The sequence below is a fragment of the Streptomyces sp. SA15 genome, assembly GCF_002291145.1.
Lineage (GTDB): Bacteria > Actinomycetota > Actinomycetes > Streptomycetales > Streptomycetaceae > Streptomyces.
Genome location: NZ_NTGE01000221.1, coordinates 1 through 20,805 on the forward strand (window position 1 = coordinate 1; position 20,805 = coordinate 20,805).

Sequence of the window (20,805 nt, forward strand, 5' to 3'; positions counted from 1 at the left end):
GGCGCCGACCTCGGCGGTCTCGTCCTCGCCGACCACGATCTGAAGCAGCACACCGGAGGTGGGCGCCGGGATCTCGGTGTCCACCTTGTCGGTCGACACCTCCAGCAGCGGCTCGTCGGCCTCGACGGAGTCGCCGACCTCCTTCAGCCAGCGGGTGACGGTGCCCTCGGTGACGGACTCGCCGAGCGCGGGCAGGACGACGTCCGTGCCCTCGGCGGTACCGGTGCCGGCGGCGGCCTGGGGGGTGGGAGCAGGGGCCGGTGCGGCCTGCTCGGTGGACGGCTGGGCGGCCGGGGCCGGCTCGGGCGCCGGCGGGGCGACCTCCTCGACGGCCGGGGCCGGGGCGGCAGCGGGGGCGCCCGTGCCGTCGTCGATGACGGCCAGCTCGGCGCCGACCTCAACGGTCTCGTCCTCGGCGACCTTGATGGACGCCAGGACACCGGCGGCGGGCGAGGGGATCTCGGTGTCGACCTTGTCGGTCGACACCTCCAGCAGCGGCTCGTCGGCCTCGACGCGCTCGCCCTCGGCCTTCAGCCAGCGGGTGACAGTGCCCTCGGTGACGCTCTCGCCGAGCGCCGGAAGGGTTACGGAAACCGCCATGGTTTCGGTTGCTCCTTACGGAAAGTGCGGAAGTCTGTGTCGTCGCGTTCGTCGACCGAGGGTCAGTCGTGCGAGTGGAGGGGCTTGCCGGCCAGGGCCAGGTGGGCCTCGCCGAGAGCCTCGTTCTGCGTCGGGTGGGCGTGGACGAGCTGGGCGACCTCGGCCGGCAGCGCTTCCCAGTTGTAGATCAGCTGGGCCTCGCCGACCTGCTCGCCCATGCGGTCGCCGACCATGTGGACGCCGACCACGGCACCGTCCTTGACCTGGACGAGCTTGATCTCGCCCGCGGTGTTCAGGATCTTGCTCTTGCCGTTGCCCGCCAGGTTGTACTTCAGAGCGACGACCTTGTCCGCGCCGTAGATCTCCTTGGCCTTGGCCTCGGTGATGCCGACGGAGGCGACCTCCGGGTGGCAGTACGTCACCCGCGGGACACCGTCGTAGTCGATCGGGACGGTCTTCAGACCGGCCAGACGCTCCGCCACCAGGATGCCCTCGGCGAAGCCCACGTGCGCGAGCTGCAGGGTCGGGACCAGGTCACCGACGGCGGAGATGGTGGGAACGTTGGTGCGCATGTACTCGTCGACCAGGACATAGCCGCGGTCCATGGCGACGCCCTGCTCCTCGTAACCGAGACCGGCGGAGACCGGGCCGCGGCCGACGGCGACCAGCAGAACCTCGGCCTCGAACTCCTTGCCGTCGGCGAGGGTGACCTTGACACCGTCCTGGGTGTACTCGGCCTTCGAGAAGAAGGTGCCCAGGTTGAACTTGATGCCGCGCTTGCGGAAGGCGCGCTCGAGCAGCTTGGAGGAGTTCTCGTCCTCGACCGGGACGAGGTGCTTCAGGCCCTCGATGACGGTGACGTCCGTACCGAAGGACTTCCAGGCGGAGGCGAACTCGACGCCGATGACACCGCCGCCGAGGACGATCGCGGACTTCGGCACGCGGTCCAGGACGAGGGCGTGGTCGGAGGAGATGATCCGGTCGCCGTCGATCTCCAGGCCCGGCAGCGACTTCGGCACGGAGCCGGTCGCGAGCAGCACGTGGCGGCCCTGGACGCGCTGACCGTTCACATCGACGGAGGTCGGGGACGACAGGCGGCCCTCACCCTCGATGTAGGTCACCTTGCGGGAGGCGATGAGCCCCTGCAGACCCTTGTACAGACCGGCGACGACCCCGTCCTTGTACTTGTGGACGGCCGGTACGTCGATGCCCTCGAAGGTGGCCTTCACACCGAACTGCTCGCTCTCGCGGGCCTGGTCGGCGATCTCGCCCGCGTGCAGCAGGGCCTTGGTGGGAATGCAACCTCGGTGCAGGCAGGTGCCGCCGACCTTGTCCTTCTCGATCAGGGCGACGTCCAGGCCCAGCTGCGCCCCGCGCAGGGCCGCGGCGTAACCACCGCTACCACCGCCGAGGATCACTAGGTCGAAAACGGTGCTGGCGTCGTTCGCCACGTCACGTCCTCCATGCATGTGCGCCACGCCGGTCTCCAGTGACCGGTCGGCGGCTGGTGTCCGGCCGCTCGTTCTTCGGCCCTTCGGTGGGGGCCCTGTCCTGCCGTGGCCCATCTTCGCACTTGTGGAGGCGGGACGAGACGCCGGGCCGGTGTGTGAGACGTCGCACTCTCATGTCGTACGAGAGTCGTACGGCAAGCGACGGGGCCCCGCCCTACCCGCGCGCGGGGCCCCGTCACCGACAACGGCCTCAGCCCAGGTCACCCGAGGCGGTCAGCTCGGCCAGCCGCACGAGCGTCCGCACCGCGGTACCCGTGCCTCCCTTCGGCGTGTACCCGAAGGGTCCACCCTCGTTGAAGGCCGGCCCGGCGATGTCCAGGTGGGCCCAGGTGATCCCCTCACCCACGAACTCCTTCAGGAACAGCCCGGCGACCAGCCCTCCGCCCATCCGCTCACCCATGTTCGCGATGTCGGCGGTGGCCGAGTCCATCCCCTTGCGCAGGTGCTCCGGCAACGGCATCGGCCACGCCGGCTCGCCGACCTCCTCCGCGGCCTCGTGCACCGCGGAGCGGAACGCCTCGTCGTTCGCCATGATCCCGAACGTCCGGTTCCCCAGCGCCAGCATCATCGCGCCGGTCAGCGTCGCCACGTCGACGATCGCGTCCGGCTTCTCCTGAGAGGCCGCCCACAGCGCGTCGGCCAGGACCAGCCGTCCCTCGGCGTCGGTGTTCAGCACCTCCACCGTCTTGCCGCTGTACATGCGCAGCACGTCTCCCGGCCGGGTGGCCGAGCCGGACGGCATGTTCTCGGCGAGCGCCAGCCAGCCGGTGATGTTGACCTCGAGCCCCAGACGAGCGGCCGCGACCACCGCGCCGAACACGGCGGCCGCACCGCTCATGTCGCACTTCATCGTCTCGTTGTGGCCCGCCGGCTTCAGCGAGATGCCGCCCGAGTCGTAGGTGATGCCCTTGCCGACGAAGGCGAGGTGCTTCTTCGCCTTGGAGGAGGTGTACGACAGCTTCACCAGCCGCGGCCCCGACGCCGACCCGGCGCCGACGCCGAGGATGCCGCCGTAGCCGCCCTTCTCCAAGGCCTTCTCGTCGAGCACCTGGATCTTGATGCCGTGCTCCTTGGCCGCGGCCTGCGCGACACCGGCGAACGCCTCCGGGTTGAGGTCGTTCGGCGGCATGTTGATCAGGTCGCGGGCGCGGTTGAGCTCCTCGGAGACGGCGGTGGCGCGCTCGACGGCCGCCTTGTACGCGCGGTCGCGGGGCTTGCCGCCGAGCAGCGCGGCCTCGGCGAGCGGAGCCTTGCCGTTCTTGCCCTTGGCGTCCTTGGCCTTCGTGTCCTTGCCGCTGTCCTTGTAGGTGTCGAAGGAGTACGCGCCGAGCAGCACGCCCTCGGCGACGGCCCCGGCGTCGGTGGCGTCCGCGAGCGGCAGCGCGAACGCGGCCTTCTTGGAACCGGCCAGGGCGCGCGCGGCCACGCCTGCGGCCTTGCGCAGGGCCTCAGCGTCGAACCCGGAGTCCTTCTCGGGCTCGGCGCCCAGGCCCACCGCCACCACGAGCGGCGCCTTGAAGCCGGCCGGGGCGGGCAGCTTCGTCACCTCGCCCTCGGCACCGGAGGCACCGAGGGTCTCCAGGACGCCGGCGAGCTTGCCGTCGTACGCCTTGTCCACAGTCTCGGCGCCCGGTGCTACAACCGGGCCCTCGGCGCCCTTGGCGACACCGATCACGATCGCGTCGGCCCGCAGGCCGGGCGCCGCGGCGGTGCTGAGAGTGAGAGCAGTCACGGTGGTGAAATCTCGCTTCCGATCGAAGTGTGGTGTGGCCGAATGCGGGTGGGTCGACCGGGCCCGACAAACGACCCTGGATCCCTCCTGCGAGACGGTCTCTACCTGGACAGGCAAACACCTGGCACGAGCCTACGCTCGGGGTCGCGTTCGCTCATTCCTGCGGGCATTCACCTGTCGGTGGCGTCGTGGTCACTTCTTGATCCCCGCGCCCGGTGAGCTGAGTCACACTCGTCTGGTTCCGGCGAGCATACGGCTCGCCGCTTTGCATGATTTCCACGGATCCTCCTCTGATCGACCACAATGAGGGTCCTGCGGGGGATCTTCTGGGGGAGGACGACCATGGCGCAAAGTGCGCACGCAAACAGATGGACAACCACGGCCGCCGTACTGACGGCCGCCGGGCTCATGACGCTGGGACTGGGCACACCCGGCGCGTCGGCCGCGGAGCCGTCGCGCATCGACCTGAAGGTGCTGGTGGTGGACAACGGCGACAGCCCCGTCCAGGCCATCACAGCCCAGCTGGAGAGCACCGGCATCCCGTACACCACGGTCGACCTGACCGACCCGGACCGCCCGGCCATCACGCAGGCGTTCCTCAGCGACACGGTGAACGGCACGCCCCGCGCCAAGTACCAGGGCGTCGTGCTCCCGAACGAGGCCCCGTTCGGCGCGGGCTCCGCCGAGCAGACCGCCCTGGAGACCTACGAGCGGACCTACGGCATCCCGCAGGTCGACGCCTACACCTGGGCGCATCCGGAGGTCGGCCTCGACTACACGAGCCAGGGCGGCTGGGCCGGCACCCTCGACGGGCGGGACGCCTCCGTCACCGCGGCCGGCAAGGCGGGCCCCTTCGGCTACCTCGACGGCGCCTTCACCTTCGAGAACAACGACACCTCGGTGCAGGAGAGCTACGGCTTCGTCGCCAAGCCCCGTGAGGGCTTCACCAGTTACGTCGACCTTCCCGTGCCGGCGGGGGAGGGCAAGGGAAGCCTGATCGGCGAGTACGCCCACGACGGGCGCCGCGAGCTGGTGGTGACCTTCGCCTACAACCAGCACCAGGAACAGTTCCGGGTGCTGGCCCGGGGCATCGTGGAATGGCTGACGCAGGGCGTGCACCTCGGTCGCAGTCGCAACTATTTCGCCGTGCATGTCGACGACGTCTTCGCGCCCGACAGCCGCTGGGACACCGAACGCAACTGCACACCCGGCGACTTCGACTGCGCGGGCGGCGACGGCGAGGGGACCACGCCGATCCGTATGACCGCGGCCGACGCGCAGTACGCGGCGCAGTGGCAGCGGGAGCACGGCTTCACGCTCGACATGGTCTACAACGCGGGCTCCGGTGAGGAGTGGAAGAGCGAGAACGGCGGCACGGACCCGCTCGCCGACCGGTTGCTCGCCGACAAGGACGAGTACCGCTGGATCAACCACACCTACACGCACCCGTACCTCGGCTGCGTCCAGGACACCACCACCGTGCCGTGGAGCTGCGCCAAGAACGCCGACGGCTCCACGCGGTACATGAGCCGCGCCGACATCTCCGCGCAGATCTCCGACAACCACGACTGGGCGCTCGCGCACGGCCTCCCGGTCGACCGCTCCGAGCTGGTCACCGGCGAGCACTCGGGTCTGAGGACGACGCCCCAGCAGCCCGACGACAACCCGAACCTGGCCGGCGCCCTCGCCGACAACGGCATCGAGTGGATCGCCTCGGACAACTCCCGCGAGCCGGAGCAGCGTGCGGTGGGCAGCGCCGTGACCGTCCCGCGCCACCCGATGAACGTGTACTACAACGTCGGCACCGAGGCCGAGATGGCCGACGAGTACAACTGGATCTACACCTCGGCGGCCGACGGCGGCAGCGGCGTCTGCGAGAGCGACCCGTCGTCCACCTGCCTCGACGAGCCGCTGGACACCGCCACCGGCTACGACGCGTACATCGTCCCGAGGGAGGCGCGCACCGCCCTCTCACACGTCGTGGGCAACGACCCCCGCCCGCACTACGCCCACCAGTCCAACCTGGCCGAGGACCGGACCCTGTACCCGGTCATGGAGCGGGTGCTGGCCGACTACGCGGCGCTCTTCGCCGACAACACCCCGGTGGAGAACCTCGCCCAGCGCGCCATCGGCACCGAGCTCCAGCGCCGCGCGGCCTGGCGGACCGCGATCGCGAACAACCAGGTCACCGCCTACCGCGTCGGGAACACCGTGACCGTCACCGCACCGTCCGGAACGCAGATCCCGGTGACCGCACCGGAAGGGACGCAGAAGCAGCTCCTGCTCGGCACCACCGCTTTCGGCACGCCCTACGCGGGAGCCCGCTCGGCCTGGACCACGCCGGAGCTGCTCCAGAACGCCCTCAAGCTGAACCTGCCCTCCTGACCGAAGCGCAGAGCTGCCAGCACCACGTGCGCACGCCGGTACCCCACAGCCGGCGTGCGCAGTCAAGCCGTAACGTTCCAACAGGGGGGAACTTCGCATGATGCGCACCGGCCGTCATGTCACCATGCTCACCGAAGGCACCTATCCGCACGTCCACGGCGGGGTCAGCACCTGGTGCGACCAACTCGTCAAGGGCATGCGCGAGGTCGACTTCCACATCGTCTCGCTCACCGGCAGCGGCCGCGAACCCGTGACCTGGGAGCTGCCGCCCAACGTCTACCGGCACACCGCCGTACCGACCTGGGGCCCGCGCCCCGGGCGCGCGCGAGCGCCGTACGGCAGGGCCCGTCGCCGTTTCATCGACTCCTACGAGCGTTTCCTGCTCGCCTTCCTCGACCCCGAGGCGCACTGCGACTTCGGTGAGGCGCTGTACGAGCTGGCCGAACTCGCCCGCGACGGACGCCTGTCGGCGGCCCTGCGTACGGAGTCCGCGCTGCGCTCGTTGATGTGGATCTGGACGATGCCGCATCTGTCGACCGCGCCCGCCCGCCCGACGGTTCACGACGCGCTCACCGCGACCGACCTGCTGGAGCACGCCCTGAGGCCCCTCGGCGTCCGCATCCCGGAGGACTCCGTCGCCCACGCCGTCAGCAGCGGCCTGGCCACGCTGCCCGCGCTCGCCGCCCGCAAGCTGGACGGTGTGCCCTTCCTGCTCACCGAGCACGGCATCTACCTGCGCGAGCGCTATCTCGGCTACCGCAGCGGCGAACAGCGCTGGCCGGTCAAGGCGTTCATGCTCGGCTTCTACCGCGAGCTGAACTCGCTCGGCTACCGCGCCGCCGACCTGATCACCCCGTGCAACCAGTACAACCGCCGCTGGGAGGAGCGCGGCGGCGCCGACGGCGACAAGATCCGCACGGTCTACAACGGCGTCGACCCGGCCGCCTTCCCGCACGCCGGCCCCGAACCCGAGGTCCCCACGCTCTCCTGGTGCGGACGCGTCGACCCCATCAAGGACCTGGAGACGCTGCTGCGCGCCTACGCCCTGGTACGCGCCGAGATCCCCGAGACCCGGCTGAGACTGTTCGGCCCGGTACCGCCCGGCGGGGAGGCCTACCACACCAAGCTGGGGAAGCTGGCAGCCGAACTCGGCGTGAGTGACGGCCTGACCTTCGAGGGCCGGATCAGCGAGGTCTGGCGGGCCTACGCGGCCGGTCACGTCGTCATGCTGTCGTCGATCTCGGAGGGCTTCCCGTTCTCCATCATCGAGGCGATGTCCTGCGGCCGTACGACGGTGTCGACGGACGTCGGGGGAGTGCGCGAGGCCGTCGGCGACACGGGTCTGGTCGTACCCCCGCGCGAGCCGGAGAAGATGGCGGCCGCGGCACTGACCCTGCTGCGGGACGACGAACGGCGCCTGGAACTGGGCGAGTTGTCCCGCCAACGCGTCATCGACCGGTTCACCCTGCGCCGCAGCGTCGATGCCTTCCGGACGATCTACCAGGAACTCGCGGGCGGGCCCGAGATCTACGAGCCCACGCTGGAGACGGTCGCCGACTGGACCCTCGAACTGCGCGACCCGTGGTACGCGGCGGCCGCGACGGAAGGGGCCGGCTGGTGAGCGGAAGCCTCTGGATGCCCCCGGGCGCCCGCCCGGACACCCTCCCCTACGTGCCCCGGCAGCGCACCCCCAGCTGGGCGCAGCCCGACCCGATCGACGAACTCGCCGAGCGGCTCGACGACTTCATAGCCGCCGCCGTCCATCCCGACGAGATAGCCGCCCTGCTGGAGTCCGACGGCCTCTCCGACGACCAGATACGCGAGCGCTACGGCGTGAAGAACTCCTTCGCGCTCGCCGAGGAACTCTACGGCCGCGTCGAACGCCGGCACCCCGAGCCCGACGGCCCGGTCCACGACCCCTGGCAGGTCGGCCTGCTGGGCTGTCTGCTGCGCGGGGTCGTCTTCGCCCTGCCGGGCTTCGGCTATGTCCTCGGGGCGCCCCTGCTCGTCGGCCCGAAGGGCGACTTCAGCCTCCCGGCGGGCACGGTCCCGCTGCTGGCCGGGGCCCTGTGCGGCTGGACCTGGAACCAGGGGCTGGCCCATCGGGCGTACTCCTGGCTCGGGTTGGGCGACCGTTCGGCCGCCCGCCGCTCCCTGTTGCTGGGGGCACCACTGGGCGCGCTGCTCGGCGCCCTGGTCGCGTTCGCCGCCGCGGGTACGGCCCACCCGGCCGCGGTGGCCTTCGCCGCGGGCCAGTCCGGCTATCTCGGCGCGGCCACGGTCCTGCTGGTGATGGGCCGAGAACGGGCCCTGCTGGCCGCCCTGCTGCCGATGACGGCGGGTGCGGCCCTGGCCCTGGTCCACCCCGTGCCCGACATGGCCAGACTCGCCCTGCTGCTGGGTTCCCTCGCCGTGGTCGCGGCCCTCGCACTGCGCGAAGTGGCGCCCGCCGTCAAGGACTTGGGCGAGGGCAGCTGGACCTCCGGACTGACGGCCCTGCTGCCCTTCGGCGCGCTCGGGACGGCGTCCGGGCGACAGCGCGTGGCGGCGCCCTGGCTCGCCGCCTCCCTCCCGTACGCCCTGTTCGGCCTGGGCAGCGGTGTCCTCGTGCTGTACGCGGCGCTCGGGGACGTCCTCACGGGCGAGGAGCACAGCGCGATCGCCGCGCCCGCCGCCGTGGCGCTCACCCTCAGCATGGGCCCCGCCGAATGGCTGCTGTACCGCTTCCGCAGCGGCAGCCTCGCCGGACTGCGCTCCAGCAGCACACCGAAGGCCTTCTGGCGCAGCACGACCCGCACGGTCGTCCAGTGTCTGGCGGGCTACCTGGCCTCCCTGCTGGTCCTCAGCCTCGCCACCTCCGCGCTGTGGCCGCACGCGCCGGGCATCGGCGGCATCCGCCTGGCCGGTCTTCTCCTGCTGGGCGTGGTCCTGTGGACGGGCCTGCTGCTCCAGTCCTTCGGCGCGGTGACCAGCGCGGCGACCGTCGCTTGCGCCGCCGCGCTGGCGCAGACCCTGTCCCTGGTCACGCACACGGGCGACCCGCACTGGCTGGGCCTGATCGTGTACGGCACGGCGGCCGTCGCGCAGGCCGGACTGGTCTGCGGCCTGCTGGGGAGGGTAACCGCCCACCGATGAGCACCTTGCTGGTCCCGTACTACGAGCACCCGTCCGCCCGCCCCGCCGAGTGGAACGCCATCGTCGCGGCGGCCCCCCGCCTCTACGGCGTCGTCCTCAACCCGGCCAGCGGCCCCGGCGACCGCCCCGACCCGGCGTTCGCCGAGGTGGCCGCCCGGCTGCGAGCGGCGGGCGTGCGGGTGCTCGGGTACGCCGACACCGACTACGGCCGCCGACCGCACCCGGACGTCGTCCGCGACCTCATCCGGCACCGCGACTGGTACGGCGCGGACGGCGCCTTCCTCGACCAGGTCGCCGCGGGCCCGGACGAGTTCACGCACTACCAACGGCTGGCGGTGGCCGCCTGGGGCGCCGGCCTTGGCACCCTCGCCCTGAACCACGGCACGCCACCGCACCCCGCCTACGCCCGGATCGCGGACCTGCTCGTCACCTTCGAGGGCACCTGGGCGTCGTACCGCCGACTGAGCCCGCAGCCGTGGCCCGGCTCCACCGACGTACGGCTGTGTCACCTGGTCTACGGCGTCCCGCCCGACGTCGACCTGGCGGAGCCGGCCCGCGCGCGGGGCGCCACGGTCCACTGTGCCGTGCCGGGCGAGGGCGATCATCCTTGGGGCACGTTGCCGCACACCTTGGAGCCCGCCCCGTGAGACGCCCGCCCCTGCTCATCGCCCTGCTCCTGCTGCTGGCGGCCTGCACGACCGTTCCCGACGACAAGCCGGGCGACGAGCGATGGCAGCCCCGCCCCGGCACCGCCTGGCAGTGGCAGCTCAGCGGCCGGCTCGACACTACCGTCGACGTGCCGGTCTACGACATCGACGGCTTCGACCACTCCAGGGCGACGGTCACCGCACTGCACCGCGCGGACCGCAAGGTCATCTGCTACCTCTCCACCGGCGCCTGGGAGGACTGGCGCCCCGACGCGAAGAAGTTCCCGAAGTCGGTGCTGGGCCGGGGCAACGGCTGGGAGGGCGAGCGCTGGCTCGACATCCGTCGCACGGATGTCCTGGAGCCCCTCATGGCGGCCCGCATGGACATGTGCCGTGAGAAGGGCTTCGACGCGGTGGAGCCCGACAACATGGACGGCTACCGCAACCGCACCGGCTTCCCCCTGAAGGCCTCCGACCAGCTCCGCTACAACCGCCTGATCGCGAAACTCGCCCACGACCGGGGCATGTCGGTGGGCCTGAAGAACGACCTGGACCAGATCCCCCAACTGGTCGGGGACTTCGACTTCGCGGTCAACGAACAGTGCGCCCAGTACGACGAATGCGCCGCCCTGAAGCCCTTCGTCGCGGCGGGCAAGGCCGTCTTCCACGTCGAGTACGAACTGCCGACCCGCCGCTTCTGCTCCGACTCCCGCCGCCTGAAGCTGAGCTCGATGCTGAAGAAGTACGAACTGGGGGTGTGGCGGAGGGCCTGCTAACGCCCCAGCGACAGCACCACGAGCGCCGTCGTCGCCGCCGTCTCCGCGAGTCCGCCGAACACGTCCCCGGTGACCCCGCCGAAGCGGCGCGTGCAGTGCCGTAGGAGGAGTTCGGCGACGGCGAGGGCGGCGAGGACCGCGAGGGCCGTGCGGACGGCGTCGTACGGCTCGGGAAACGCCCAGGTGTCCGTCGGACCCAGGGTGACGGCGACGGTGGCGTCGTAAGGCCCGAAGAACGCCCCCGCACCGGCCGCCGCCAGCGTCACGGCCACGGCGGCGACCACCGCGCCCCGCACCGGCACCACGCCCGCCACAGCCGCCCCCAGCCCCTCCGGCCGGGCGGCCGGTACGCCGGTGCGGGCGGCCAGGGTGAGGGCCAGCCGGGCGACGGTCGCCGAGACGACGGCGGCTACGGCACCCCGGGCCCAGGAGTCGCCGAAGAGCTGTGCGAGCGCGGCCACCTGGGCGAACAGGACGAAGACGAGGGTGATCACCCCGAACGGGCCGATGTCCGACTGCTTCATGATCCGCAGCGCGTCCTCGGCGGGCTTGCCGCTGCCCAGCCCGTCCGCGGTGTCCGCGAGCCCGTCGAGATGCAGACCACGGGTTAGGACGGCCGGTACGGCGACAGAGGCGACGGCGGCGAGCAGCTCACCCGCGCCCAGGAACAGCAGGAGCACCCCGAGTACCGCGGCCGAGGCGCCGACCAGCAGCCCGGCGAGCGGGGCGCACAGCATGCCGGCGCGGGCCGCCTCGCGGTCCCAGCGGGTCACCTTGACCGGAAGCACGGTGAGGGTGCCGAAGGCGAAGCGGAGGCCGTCCGGCCAGGCGAGCGACGAGGGGGTCGTGGACACCGGCGCAGGTTACCCGGCGGTCGCGAGAGCGTCTGCGGCAGCCGCCATGGATAAAGTGCGCATATGGGACATTGGTGGGAGCGGAACATCGTCGAGCCGGGCAAACTGCCACTGCTCCTCGCCCTCACCGCGTTCGTGCTGACCTTCCTGATCACCCGCGTCATCACCCGCACGATCCGGGCGGGCAAGGGTCCCTTCGGGAACGTCAGCGCCGGGGGAGTGCATGTCCATCATGTGGTCCCCGGGGTCGTCCTCACCGTCGTCGGCGGTTTCGGCGCGGTCGCCAGCAGCGAGCACGGCCTCGGTTCGGCCGTGTTCGCGGTGATCTTCGGCATCGGCGCGGGCCTGGTCCTGGACGAGTTCGCGCTGATCCTGCACCTCGCCGACGTGTACTGGACCGAGGCCGGCCGCAAGAGCGTCGAGGTCGTGGTGCTCACGGCGGCCCTGGTCGGCCTGGTCCTCGCCGGTTTCGCGCCCTTCGGCGTCAATGACCTCAGCGACGACGAACTCCAGGACCGCGGCTCCGTCATCATGAACGTGGCGGTGAACTTCCTCTTCTCCCTCCTCGCATTGAGCAAGGGGAAAGCCCGCATGGCGATCTTCGGCGTGATCGTCCCCCTGGTCGCCCTCGTGGGCGCGATCCGGCTGGCCCGCCCCGGATCCCCCTGGGCCAAGCGCTTCTACCGCCGCCGCCCGCGGGCCCGCGCCAGATCCAGCCTGCGGGCCTACCATCACGACCGCCGCTGGCTGGGCCCCCGTCGCAAGTTTCAGGACTGGATCGGCGGCAAACCGGACGTCGGTCCGGCGCGGACCCTCGAACGCCGGTGACGCAGCGCCGACACCCCGCACAGCACCAGCACGCCCAGGATCGCCGCCAGGTGCTCCTTGCCGGCCAGGTTCTCCTTCACCGCCACCTCGACCACCATCGCCGTGATCACCGCGCCCGCGGTGACGTACGCCCCGTAGCGCCGGCCGACGAACACGGCGAGGCCCACCACGGCGGCCGACGGGCCGGTGTCCACGACGTGCGCGTCCGAGCCGGGCAGGCCCAAGGGGTGGTCGGGGCCCAGCCAGATGCCCACGCGCGCGTAGAGCGTCCCGGCGAGCGTGGCGGTGTAGGCGAGGGCGAGCGTGCGCCACCGGCCCAGACAGATCTCGGCGATCCCGAACACGAGCAGGATCTGCGCGAGGGCGCCCCAGGCGGGAAGGTCCAGGGCGGGCACGAACAGCGACAGGGGAGTGCGCAGCAGGGCCGGCCCCAGCGGGTCCTCGGCGCGCACGGCCCCGGCGTTCTGCACGAACTGATAGCCCCACGACTGGTTGTGCACGAAGTGCAGAGCGGCCGTCAGGCATACGGCCCCGACGGACATGGGGATGGCCGTCGGGATCGCCCGCCACCCGCGCTCGAGCAGCGGCTCGCGCACAGTGACGTACAGCTGCCCCCATTCGGCGCGGGCCCAGCGGGCGAGCGTGTTCATCGGTCTGTCTCCTGGTGCGTGCGGCACGTTCGAAGACCGACCGGAACACGGTGAAGTTGAGAGAAACCCGGGTGATCTGGATCTCGTGGGTGTGGCGGGGCTGCTGCCTACTCCTTCTCCGGCTCCTTCTCCGGCTCTACGGAATCCTCCGGCTTCTCGGGCAGCTCGGCGGCCAGCGCGGCAGCGGCCTGCACCAGCGGCAACGCCAACAGCGCCCCCGCACCCTCCCCGACCGTCACCCCCTGATCGAGCAGCGGTTCGAGGGCCATCCGGTCCAGGGCCTTCCCCTGCCCGGGCTCCCCGCTGTTCTGCCCGGCCAGCCACCAGTCCGGCGCCCGGAACGCGATCCGCTGCCCCACCAGCGCACAGGCGGCCACCACGACGCCATCCAGGATCACCGGCATCTTCCGCACCGCGCTCTGCAGCAGGAAGCCGGTGATCGCGGCGAGGTCGGCCCCGCCCACCGTCGCCAGCAACTGCAACTGGTCCCCGAGCACGGGCCGGGCCCGCCGCAGCGCGTCCCGGATCGCCGCACACTTGCGCATCCACGCCAGGTCGTCGATCGCCTGACCGCCTCGCCCGGTCACGACGGACGCGTCAGTCCCGCACAGCGCGGCGACCAGCACGCCCGCCGCCGTGGTCCCGCCCACGCTCACATCGCCGAGCACCACCAGATCCGTACCGGAGTCGGCCTCCTCGTCGGCCACCGCGATCCCGGCCCGGAAGGCCGCCTCGGCCTCCTCCGGGGTCAGCGCGTCCTCGAGGTCGATCCGCCCGCTGCCACGCCGCACCCGGTGCCGTACGACATCCCCGGGCAGCGTCTGAGGATCGCAGTCCAGCGCCATGTCGACCACCCGCACGGGCACCCCGAGTCGCCGGGCGAGCACGGACACCGGACGGCCGCCCTCCAGGACCTCCCGCACCAGCTGGTCGGCCGTGCCCGCGGGCCGCGCCGAGACGCCCAGTTCGGCGATTCCGTGGTCACCGGCGAACAGCACGACCCGCGGCTGTTCGATCGGTCGCACCGGCACGGCGGACTGTGCCGCGGCCAGCCACTCACCCAGTTCGTCGAGGCGGCCCAGTGCTCCGGGCGGCACGATCTGACGCTCCCGGCGCGCCTCGGCATCGCGGCGCACCCCGCCGTCGGGGCGCTCGATCAGATCGGTGAAGTCGTCGAGATTAAGCGAGCTCATTCGCCGAACAGTACCGGCCCTGATCGAACAGGTCAGTGCCACGTCTCCACGACAGCCGGACGACAGCCGTACCACGACCGTGCGGCGTCGTTGCACTCAAGATCGGCATCCCATACGTTCCGGTTTGCAGCGGATTGTCGTACGTCTCCAGGAGCCGCCCATGTCCGCACCGCCCGCACGACGCCTTCGCTCCACGGTCCGGGCGATGCTGCCGTTCCCCGAGCCGGAGAGCTGGCTGGACGTGGGCACGGGCGAGGCCCACCTGCCCGACGCGGCCAGGGAACAGTTCCCCTACACGTCCTTCGACGGCCTCGACGCCACCACCAAGGTCGAATGGGCCCGTGGGGCCGAGCGCATCGAGGAGGCCTACGTGGGCCGGCTGACGGACCCGCGGATCACGGGCCGCCTGCGCGCCCGCTACGACGTCGTCAGCATGCTCCACCACCTGCCGCACACCCGGGACCCCCGCGAGGAACTCCGCGCCGCTGTGGCCGTGCTCCGCCCCGGCGGCCACCTGCTCGTCGAAGCCCCCGACCCGCGGAGCGTGTTCGCCGTACTCCTCGGCAGGCGATGGTCCCCGGGGGCCCGGCCCGGCCCCCTCCACCTGCTGTCCCTGGACGACCTCCGCACCGAGCTGGAGTCCCTGGGCTGCACGATCGTCAAGACCGACCGCCGGATCGCGCACATCCCCCACGACCTGTCGGCCTCGCTGTCCGTGGTGCTGCCCAAGTCGTGGGTGATCCTTCCGCTGCTGGCCGCGGCCAAGGCGATCGACCTGGCCCTGGCACCACTGCTCAGCCTCACCCGCTTCTCGAACACCTACCGCCTGATCGCCCGCCGCGGAGATCCATCAGAAGGGCCCCCGTAGCACCAGCGCCTGCCCCGCCACCACCAGCAGCACCTGCTCGCACTCGTCGGCGAACGCCGCGTTCAGCCGCCCGAGTTCGTCCCGGTAGCGGCGTCCGGACGCCGTGGCCGGCACGATTCCCGACCCCACCTCGTTCGACACGGCGACCACGGTCCGCCGCGTGGCCCGCACCGCCTCCGTCAACTCCCGTACCCGCGCCCGCAGCTCCCGCTCCCCGCCGCCCGCCCACTCCGCGTCGTCCCACGCCCCGACGGCGTCCATCGCGTCCGTCAGCCACAGGGACAGACAGTCGATGAGCAACGGCGGCCCGTCGTCCTTCAGCAACGGCACCAGGTCGCACGTCTCGGCCGTACGCCACGACCCCGGCCGCCGCTCCCGGTGCGCGGCGACACGCGCTGCCCACTCGCCGTCGCCGCCCCGGGACCCGCCGGTCGCGACGTACAGCACGTCCGGGAAGGCCTCCAGCCGCCGCTCCGCCTCCACCGACTTCCCCGACCGCGCCCCGCCCAGCACCAGCGTCCGCCGCGGCACATCCGGTACGTCCTCGTACACACCCACCACCAGCGTCGTCCCGTCCGGCACGGCCCGCGCCCCCGCCGCGGCCAGCCGCCGCCGCACCTCGGCCCCCGGCGGCACGTCGTGGTCGAGATGTACGGCGACCACGTCCGTCGTCGGTCCCACGGCCCCCACCGCCCGCAGCTTGGCCAGGGCGTCCGGCCGGGCCACGACATCGGCGAGGACCATGTCGTAGGTCTCGACGGAACCCTCCTCGAGACCGGCCGCCGCACCCCCCGGCGGCAGGTACAGCAGCCGCTGCCCGTCCGGGCCGGTCACCGCGTACCCGGTCCCGGGCGCGTCCATCGCCACGGCCCGCACCCGATGCCCCGTCAGCAGCGCCAACTCCCGCCCGTCCGGCACCCGCCCGGGCTGCGGCAGCCCCGCCGGCACCTCGACCGCCGGCCCGTCGTGCGGATGCGACAGCAGCACCTGCCGTACACCGCCCAGCGAATGCCCCGCCCGAGCGGCCGCGAAGGCCGCCCCGGGCGTCAGATCGAGCAGCAGCGTCCCGTCCACGAGCAGCGCGGTAGCCGCGCGAGCATCCGCGCCGAGCGCGGTGGCGCAGGCGGCGCAGGGGCAGGAGGGACGGGGCAGCCCCGGGGGGGCACCGGTGCCGAGCAGAGTCAGTTCCACGGGTTCGATTTTCGCCGGTCACTCATGATCTTGCGCGTCCGAGGCCCACCCAGGCGCGCGGGGCTGTCGATATGCGGCTCCGCCGCGTGGGCGCGATCAACCCCCACCGGCCCGCAGACGACAGGTCATCCAAGGTCTTTCACCGGCGCACCCAGCGGAGCGCATAGGCTTCTGTTCTGTTGTGTTCCGATCTTGGAGGCGTTACATGGCGGCATGGACGTGGCGATTCGAGAAGGCCGACGGGGCGGAGGTCCAGCCCGCGGTGCAGCCCGAGGAGTTCACCACGCAGGGGGATGCCGAATCCTGGCTCGGGGAGAACTGGAAGGCCCTGCTCGAAGGCGGCGCGGACCAGGTCCGGCTGTTCGAGGACTCCACGGAGATCTACGGCCCGATGAGCCTGCGCGCGGCCGAGGAGGCGTAGGCCGGACGGGGCGGCCGTGCGCGGCCGCCCCTCCTCACCGCTCACCCAGCGTCACCTCCACGGTCCTCTTCCTGCCGTCGCGCGTGAAGGTGACCGGTGTCCTGTCTCCCGGCCTGTGTGCCGCCAGGGCCTCGGCCAGCGAGGTGATGGTGGTGATGGCCGTGTCACCCATCTTGGTGATGATGTCCCCGGCTTCGATGCCCGCCTTGTCGGCGGCGCCGCCGCGCGTCACCTCGACCACGGCCACCCCGGCGGCCCGGTAGGCGTCGTCGACGACCGTACGACCGGTGATGCCGAGCCCGGCCCGACCCGAGTCGGTGACCCGGCCCTCCTTGACGATCTGATCGGCGATGGTCCTCACCGTCGACGCCGGGATCGCGAACCCGATGCCGGGCGCCGCGCTGTCGCCGAGGCCGGGGTCGGTGGCGGCGAGCGTCGGAATGCCGATGACCCGCCCGTCGAGGTTCACCAGCGCGCCCCCGCTGTTGCCGGGGTTGATCGCGGCCGAGGTCTGCACCATGTTGGCGATCGTCGCGCCCGTACCGCCGTCCGCCCGGCTCTCGGTGACGGTCCGTCCGGTCGCCGACACGATCCCCTGCGTCACGCTGGACGACAGCCCGAGCGGCGACCCCATGGCGAGGACGATCTGCCCCACCTCGACCTTCGACGAGTCACCGAAGGCCGCCGCCTTCAGCCCGCCCGGAACCCTGTCCAGCTTGATGACGGCGAGGTCCTGCTCCGGATACGAGAAGACGAGCGTCGCGGCGAGGGCGTCCTCGCTGTTGGCCATCGTCACCTGGAAGGTCTTCTCGCCCCCGACGACATGGGCGTTGGTGACGATGTGGCCCCGGCGGTCGTACACCACCCCCGATCCCAGATCGTTCCTGGCCTGGATCTGCACGACCGAGGGCAGGACGTCCCTGATCACCTTCTGGTAGTCGTTCTGCAGCTCGTTGTCCACGGCGGGAAGGGCGGCCTGCGCGCTCGAGTCCTCCTTCTCACCGGAGGAACCCGAGGAACCGGAGCCCGTGCATCCGGACAGGAGTGCGACGGAACACGCGAGCACGGCGACCAGCCGCAGGGCACGGATACGAGAGGGAACCATGCCCCGAGTTTCCCTTTAGGGTGAATGTCCGGCTTGTGCTGCACGCCCGAACGGGCTCAGCCGCGCACCCCGCACAGGTGCAGCAACGCCGAGACCCCCCGATACGGATCCGTCCGCCCGGCCCGCTCCTCGACCGCCAGCAGCGCCTCCATGTCGGCCGGGATCTCCGCGTCGTCGGCCGCCGTGTCGGTGAAGACCCGCACGCCGTACCACGCCTGAAGCGGGGCTCCGATGCCGGCGAGCGTCGCGGTGAGCGTCTCCAGCCGGTCGGCCCGCACATCGAGCCCCAGCCGGTTCCTGTACGCGGTGGTGTCGAAGGCGGCGAGCGCCGAAGCCCAGTCCCCGCCCAGTCCCGGCCGCATCGCCAGCGCGTCGCCGTTCCGCACGAGCAGCGACAGCAGCCCGCCGTGGGCCAGCATCCGCGCCAGCCCCGCCAGCAGCGGGTCCGGCTCCTCGACGTACATGAGTACGCCGTGGCACAGCACGACGTCGAAGCTGCCCGGCAGGAAGTGCACCCCGGTGTCCCGGCCGTCCCCCTGGACGAGCCGCACCCGCTCCCGGATCCCCTCGGGCTCGGCGGCAAGAACCTCCCGGGCGGCAGAGATCATCGTGGGGTCCTGCTCGACGCCGGTGACCTGATGCCCGGCCCGAGCCAGGCGCAACGCCTGCGTGCCCTGGCCCATCCCCACATCGAGCACCCGCAGCCGCCGCCCGACCGGGAACCGCCCGACTATCTGCTCGTCGAGCTGCCGGGCCACCAGCTCCTGGCGTACGACGTCCCGCAGCCCGCCCACCTTGTTCAGCCAGGCATCCGCCGCGCCCCCGGTGAACGGCGTCGTGCTCAGGGCCGCTCCCCGCGCTTGACCTGCGGCTTCGGCAGCCGGAGCCGGCGCATCTGGAGGGAGCGCATGAGCGCGTAGGCGACCGCGCCCTTGCGGTTGTCGTCCGGGAAGCGCTCGGCGAGCCGCTTCTTCAGACGGAACCCGGTGGCGAACGAGTCGAGCACGATCAGCACGATCACGACCAGCCACAGCAGCAGTGCGATGCTCTGCAGCGCCCCCACCCGCACCATGCTCAGCACGAGGATGACCACGGCCATCGGCAGGAAGAACTCCGCCACGTTGAACCGCGAGTCGATGAAGTCGCGCGCGAACTTGCGGACCGGGCCCTTGTCGCGCACCGGCAGATACCGCTCGTCACCGCCGGCGAGCGCCTGGCGCTGCTTCTCCAACTGCGCACGCCGCTCGCCGCGCTGACGCTTGGCGGCATCCTTGCGCGTCATCGACGTGTTGGCGACGCTGCGGCGCTGGCCCTGGGCCTCACTGCGCTTGGGCGTCGGGCGACCCTTCGGGGCCTGCGGGTCTCGGGGCTGCTTGGAGTCGGTCGGCGACGCCTTGTCGGCGGTCGCGGCCTTCTCATCCTTGGCACGGCTACGGAACACAAAACCCAAGGGTACGGGGTTCGGGCGCATGGACCCCAGCCCCATGGGGAACGATCCGGCAACACCAGTCGTCATGCAGTGGGGACAGAGGGGACGTCCGGTGACCTACTGCTCATCCCTGAAGGTCACCTACTCCTTACGCCGGAGCAAGGACTTCGTCAGTCGTCCTTGGGGATGAGCGCATCCGTCCCCGAACAGTGCGGTAATGGATGCAGGGCCCGTACTGTGGGTTCTGTCGCAGGAGCTGGAGCTGGAGTCCGTCAGAAGGGGGCGCGCGAAGCCCATGAGCGGTGTCATGAAGCGTATGGGGATGATCTTCCGCGCGAAGGCGAACAAGGCCCTTGACCGGGCCGAGGACCCGCGCGAGACCCTCGATTACTCGTACCAGAAGCAGCTGGAGCTGCTCCAGAAGGTGCGCCGTGGCGTGGCGGACGTGGCCACGTCGCGCAAGCGCCTGGAGCTCCAGATGAACCAGTTGCAGTCCCAGTCGACCAAGCTGGAGGACCAGGGCCGCAAGGCGCTCGCGCTCGGCCGCGAGGACCTGGCCCGTGAGGCGCTCTCCCGCCGCGCCGCGCTCACGCAGCAGGTGACGGACCTCGAGACGCAGCACGCGACCCTCCAGGGCGAGGAGGAGAAGCTCACCCTGGCGGCCCAGCGACTCCAGGCCAAGGTCGACGCCTTCCGCACGAAGAAGGAGACGATCAAGGCCACGTACACGGCGGCCCAGGCGCAGACCCGGATCGGCGAGGCGTTCTCCGGCATCTCCGAGGAGATGGGCGACGTCGGCCTGGCCATCCAGCGCGCCGAGGACAAGACGGCGCAGCTCCAGGCCCGCGCCGGCGCGATCGACGAACTGCTCGCCTCGGGCGCCCTGGACGACCAGTCCGGCATGCACAAGGACGACATCCAGGCCGAGCTGGACCGGCTCTCCGGTGGTACGGATGTAGAGCTGGAGCTGCAGCGCATGAAGGCGGAGCTGGCCGGCGGTAGCTCCGGGCAGCAGGCCATCGAAGGTGGCACGAGCCAGCAGCAGTCCCAGCAGCAGTCGCAGGACACCCCCCGCTTCGACAAGCAGTAGCCACACCGGACGACAGCCGGGGCCCACGCCTAGGAGGGCGACATGATCGTACGGATCATGGGGGAGGGGCAGGTGAGGCTGGCCGACAGCCACCTCGCCGAACTGAACAAGCTGGACGACGAACTGCTCGCCGAGATGGAGAGCGGCGACAGCCCCGGCTTCCGCGCCACCTTGCACGCGCTCCTGGACAAGGTCCGGGAGCTCGGCACCCCGCTGCCCGACGACTCCCTCGAACCCTCGGAACTGATCCTGCCGTCGCCGGACGCGACGCTGGAGGAGGTCCGGGAACTGCTGAGCGACGACGGATTGATCCCGGGCGCTCTGGGCGCGTAGCCCCGCAGAAGCGAGGCCCACCTCTCAGCCCCCGAGTCGAGTGGTGGGTGGGCACAG

The 20,805-nt window shown here is 71.5% G+C and carries 20 protein-coding genes; 10 read left to right on the forward strand and 10 right to left on the reverse strand.

Annotation, left to right across the window (positions count from 1 at the left end):
• The 3 genes from CLM62_RS47325 to CLM62_RS47335 form a co-directional block, all read right to left on the reverse strand.
• A partial coding sequence (locus tag CLM62_RS47325) for a biotin/lipoyl-containing protein (protein WP_306457982.1) occupies window positions 1-600 on the reverse strand: 600 nt, incomplete at its 3' end.
• A 62-nt stretch (window positions 601-662) separates the two neighbouring features.
• Window positions 663-2,051 carry a dihydrolipoyl dehydrogenase gene (lpdA, locus tag CLM62_RS47330; protein WP_095756100.1) on the reverse strand — a complete coding sequence of 463 codons (1,389 nt, stop codon included), beginning with the start codon at window positions 2,049-2,051 and terminating at the stop codon, window positions 663-665.
• 250 nt (window positions 2,052-2,301) lie between these two features.
• Entirely contained in the window at window positions 2,302-3,843 is a 1,542-nt protein-coding gene (locus tag CLM62_RS47335) for a leucyl aminopeptidase (protein WP_095756101.1), read from the reverse strand.
• 342 nt (window positions 3,844-4,185) lie between these two features.
• Here CLM62_RS47335 and CLM62_RS47340 point away from each other — a divergent pair, with 342 nt between their 5' ends.
• From CLM62_RS47340 to CLM62_RS47360, 5 genes are all read left to right on the forward strand, one after another.
• On the forward strand, window positions 4,186-6,228 hold the full coding sequence (locus tag CLM62_RS47340) for a hypothetical protein (RefSeq protein WP_257004508.1): 2,043 nt from the start codon (window positions 4,186-4,188) through the stop codon (window positions 6,226-6,228).
• A gap of 97 nt (window positions 6,229-6,325) precedes the next feature.
• A complete protein-coding gene (gene pelF, locus CLM62_RS47345; RefSeq protein ID WP_095756103.1) occupies window positions 6,326-7,849 on the forward strand; it encodes a GT4 family glycosyltransferase PelF in 1,524 nt (507 codons plus the stop codon).
• Window positions 7,846-9,363, forward strand: a complete 1,518-nt coding sequence (locus tag CLM62_RS47350) for a hypothetical protein (RefSeq protein WP_095756201.1) — start codon at window positions 7,846-7,848, stop codon at window positions 9,361-9,363. Before pelF ends, CLM62_RS47350 begins: the two co-directional genes overlap by 4 nt.
• Window positions 9,360-10,010 carry a spherulation-specific family 4 protein gene (locus CLM62_RS47355; RefSeq protein WP_095756104.1) on the forward strand — a complete coding sequence of 217 codons (651 nt, stop codon included), beginning with the start codon at window positions 9,360-9,362 and terminating at the stop codon, window positions 10,008-10,010. The genes CLM62_RS47350 and CLM62_RS47355 overlap by 4 nt, the downstream gene beginning before the upstream one ends.
• Entirely contained in the window at window positions 10,007-10,786 is a 780-nt protein-coding gene (locus tag CLM62_RS47360; RefSeq protein ID WP_095756105.1) for an endo alpha-1,4 polygalactosaminidase, read from the forward strand. The genes CLM62_RS47355 and CLM62_RS47360 overlap by 4 nt, the downstream gene beginning before the upstream one ends.
• Here the strand turns inward: CLM62_RS47360 and CLM62_RS47365 are convergent.
• The gene (locus tag CLM62_RS47365; protein WP_095756106.1) at window positions 10,783-11,640 is read right to left on the reverse strand and encodes an adenosylcobinamide-GDP ribazoletransferase; all 858 of its coding nucleotides are present in this window, start codon (window positions 11,638-11,640) and stop codon (window positions 10,783-10,785) included. The two genes, CLM62_RS47360 and CLM62_RS47365, sit on opposite strands and share 4 nt — an antisense overlap.
• Window positions 11,641-11,703: 63 nt before the next feature.
• On the opposite strand from CLM62_RS47365, the gene CLM62_RS47370 reads away from it, so the two are divergent.
• Window positions 11,704-12,468, forward strand: coding sequence for a hypothetical protein (locus CLM62_RS47370; protein WP_095756107.1), 765 nt, complete (start codon window positions 11,704-11,706; stop codon window positions 12,466-12,468).
• Here CLM62_RS47370 and CLM62_RS50595 read toward each other — a convergent pair.
• Window positions 12,408-13,118: a hypothetical protein gene (locus tag CLM62_RS50595; RefSeq protein ID WP_179382530.1), complete on the reverse strand. Its 711-nt coding sequence runs from the start codon at window positions 13,116-13,118 to the stop codon at window positions 12,408-12,410. The genes CLM62_RS47370 and CLM62_RS50595 overlap by 61 nt on opposite strands.
• A 107-nt stretch (window positions 13,119-13,225) precedes the next feature.
• Entirely contained in the window at window positions 13,226-14,311 is a 1,086-nt protein-coding gene (gene cobT / locus CLM62_RS47380; protein ID WP_095756108.1) for a nicotinate-nucleotide--dimethylbenzimidazole phosphoribosyltransferase, read from the reverse strand.
• Between the two features lie 160 nt (window positions 14,312-14,471).
• Here cobT and CLM62_RS47385 point away from each other — a divergent pair, with 160 nt between their 5' ends.
• Entirely contained in the window at window positions 14,472-15,179 is a 708-nt protein-coding gene (locus tag CLM62_RS47385; protein WP_095756109.1) for a class I SAM-dependent methyltransferase, read from the forward strand.
• On the opposite strand, the gene CLM62_RS47390 is transcribed toward CLM62_RS47385, so the two are convergent.
• Complete coding sequence (locus CLM62_RS47390) at window positions 15,162-16,370, reverse strand: bifunctional adenosylcobinamide kinase/adenosylcobinamide-phosphate guanylyltransferase (protein WP_095756110.1); 1,209 nt, start codon at window positions 16,368-16,370, stop codon at window positions 15,162-15,164. The genes CLM62_RS47385 and CLM62_RS47390 overlap by 18 nt on opposite strands.
• 205 nt (window positions 16,371-16,575) lie before the next feature.
• Here CLM62_RS47390 and CLM62_RS47395 point away from each other — a divergent pair, with 205 nt between their 5' ends.
• Window positions 16,576-16,791 (forward strand): hypothetical protein, encoded by a 216-nt coding sequence (locus tag CLM62_RS47395; RefSeq protein WP_095756111.1) that lies wholly within the window; start codon window positions 16,576-16,578, stop codon window positions 16,789-16,791.
• Window positions 16,792-16,825: 34 nt separating this feature from the next.
• Here the strand turns inward: CLM62_RS47395 and CLM62_RS47400 are convergent, their stop codons facing one another.
• From CLM62_RS47400 to CLM62_RS47410, 3 genes are all read right to left on the reverse strand, one after another.
• Window positions 16,826-17,896: a S1C family serine protease gene (locus tag CLM62_RS47400; protein ID WP_095756112.1), complete on the reverse strand. Its 1,071-nt coding sequence runs from the start codon at window positions 17,894-17,896 to the stop codon at window positions 16,826-16,828.
• A 56-nt stretch (window positions 17,897-17,952) separates the two neighbouring features.
• On the reverse strand, window positions 17,953-18,654 hold the full coding sequence (locus CLM62_RS47405) for a bifunctional 2-polyprenyl-6-hydroxyphenol methylase/3-demethylubiquinol 3-O-methyltransferase UbiG (protein ID WP_095756202.1): 702 nt from the start codon (window positions 18,652-18,654) through the stop codon (window positions 17,953-17,955).
• 83 nt (window positions 18,655-18,737) lie between these two features.
• Window positions 18,738-19,412 (reverse strand): DUF3043 domain-containing protein, encoded by a 675-nt coding sequence (locus CLM62_RS47410; RefSeq protein WP_095756113.1) that lies wholly within the window; start codon window positions 19,410-19,412, stop codon window positions 18,738-18,740.
• Window positions 19,413-19,620: 208 nt separating this feature from the next.
• Here CLM62_RS47410 and CLM62_RS47415 point away from each other — a divergent pair, with 208 nt between their 5' ends.
• Together CLM62_RS47415 and CLM62_RS47420 are read left to right on the forward strand one after the other, a co-directional pair.
• Window positions 19,621-20,415, forward strand: a complete 795-nt coding sequence (locus CLM62_RS47415; protein WP_095756203.1) for a PspA/IM30 family protein — start codon at window positions 19,621-19,623, stop codon at window positions 20,413-20,415.
• A 42-nt stretch (window positions 20,416-20,457) separates the two neighbouring features.
• Window positions 20,458-20,748, forward strand: a complete 291-nt coding sequence (locus tag CLM62_RS47420; RefSeq protein WP_095756114.1) for a hypothetical protein — start codon at window positions 20,458-20,460, stop codon at window positions 20,746-20,748.
• Window positions 20,749-20,805 lie beyond the last annotated feature (57 nt).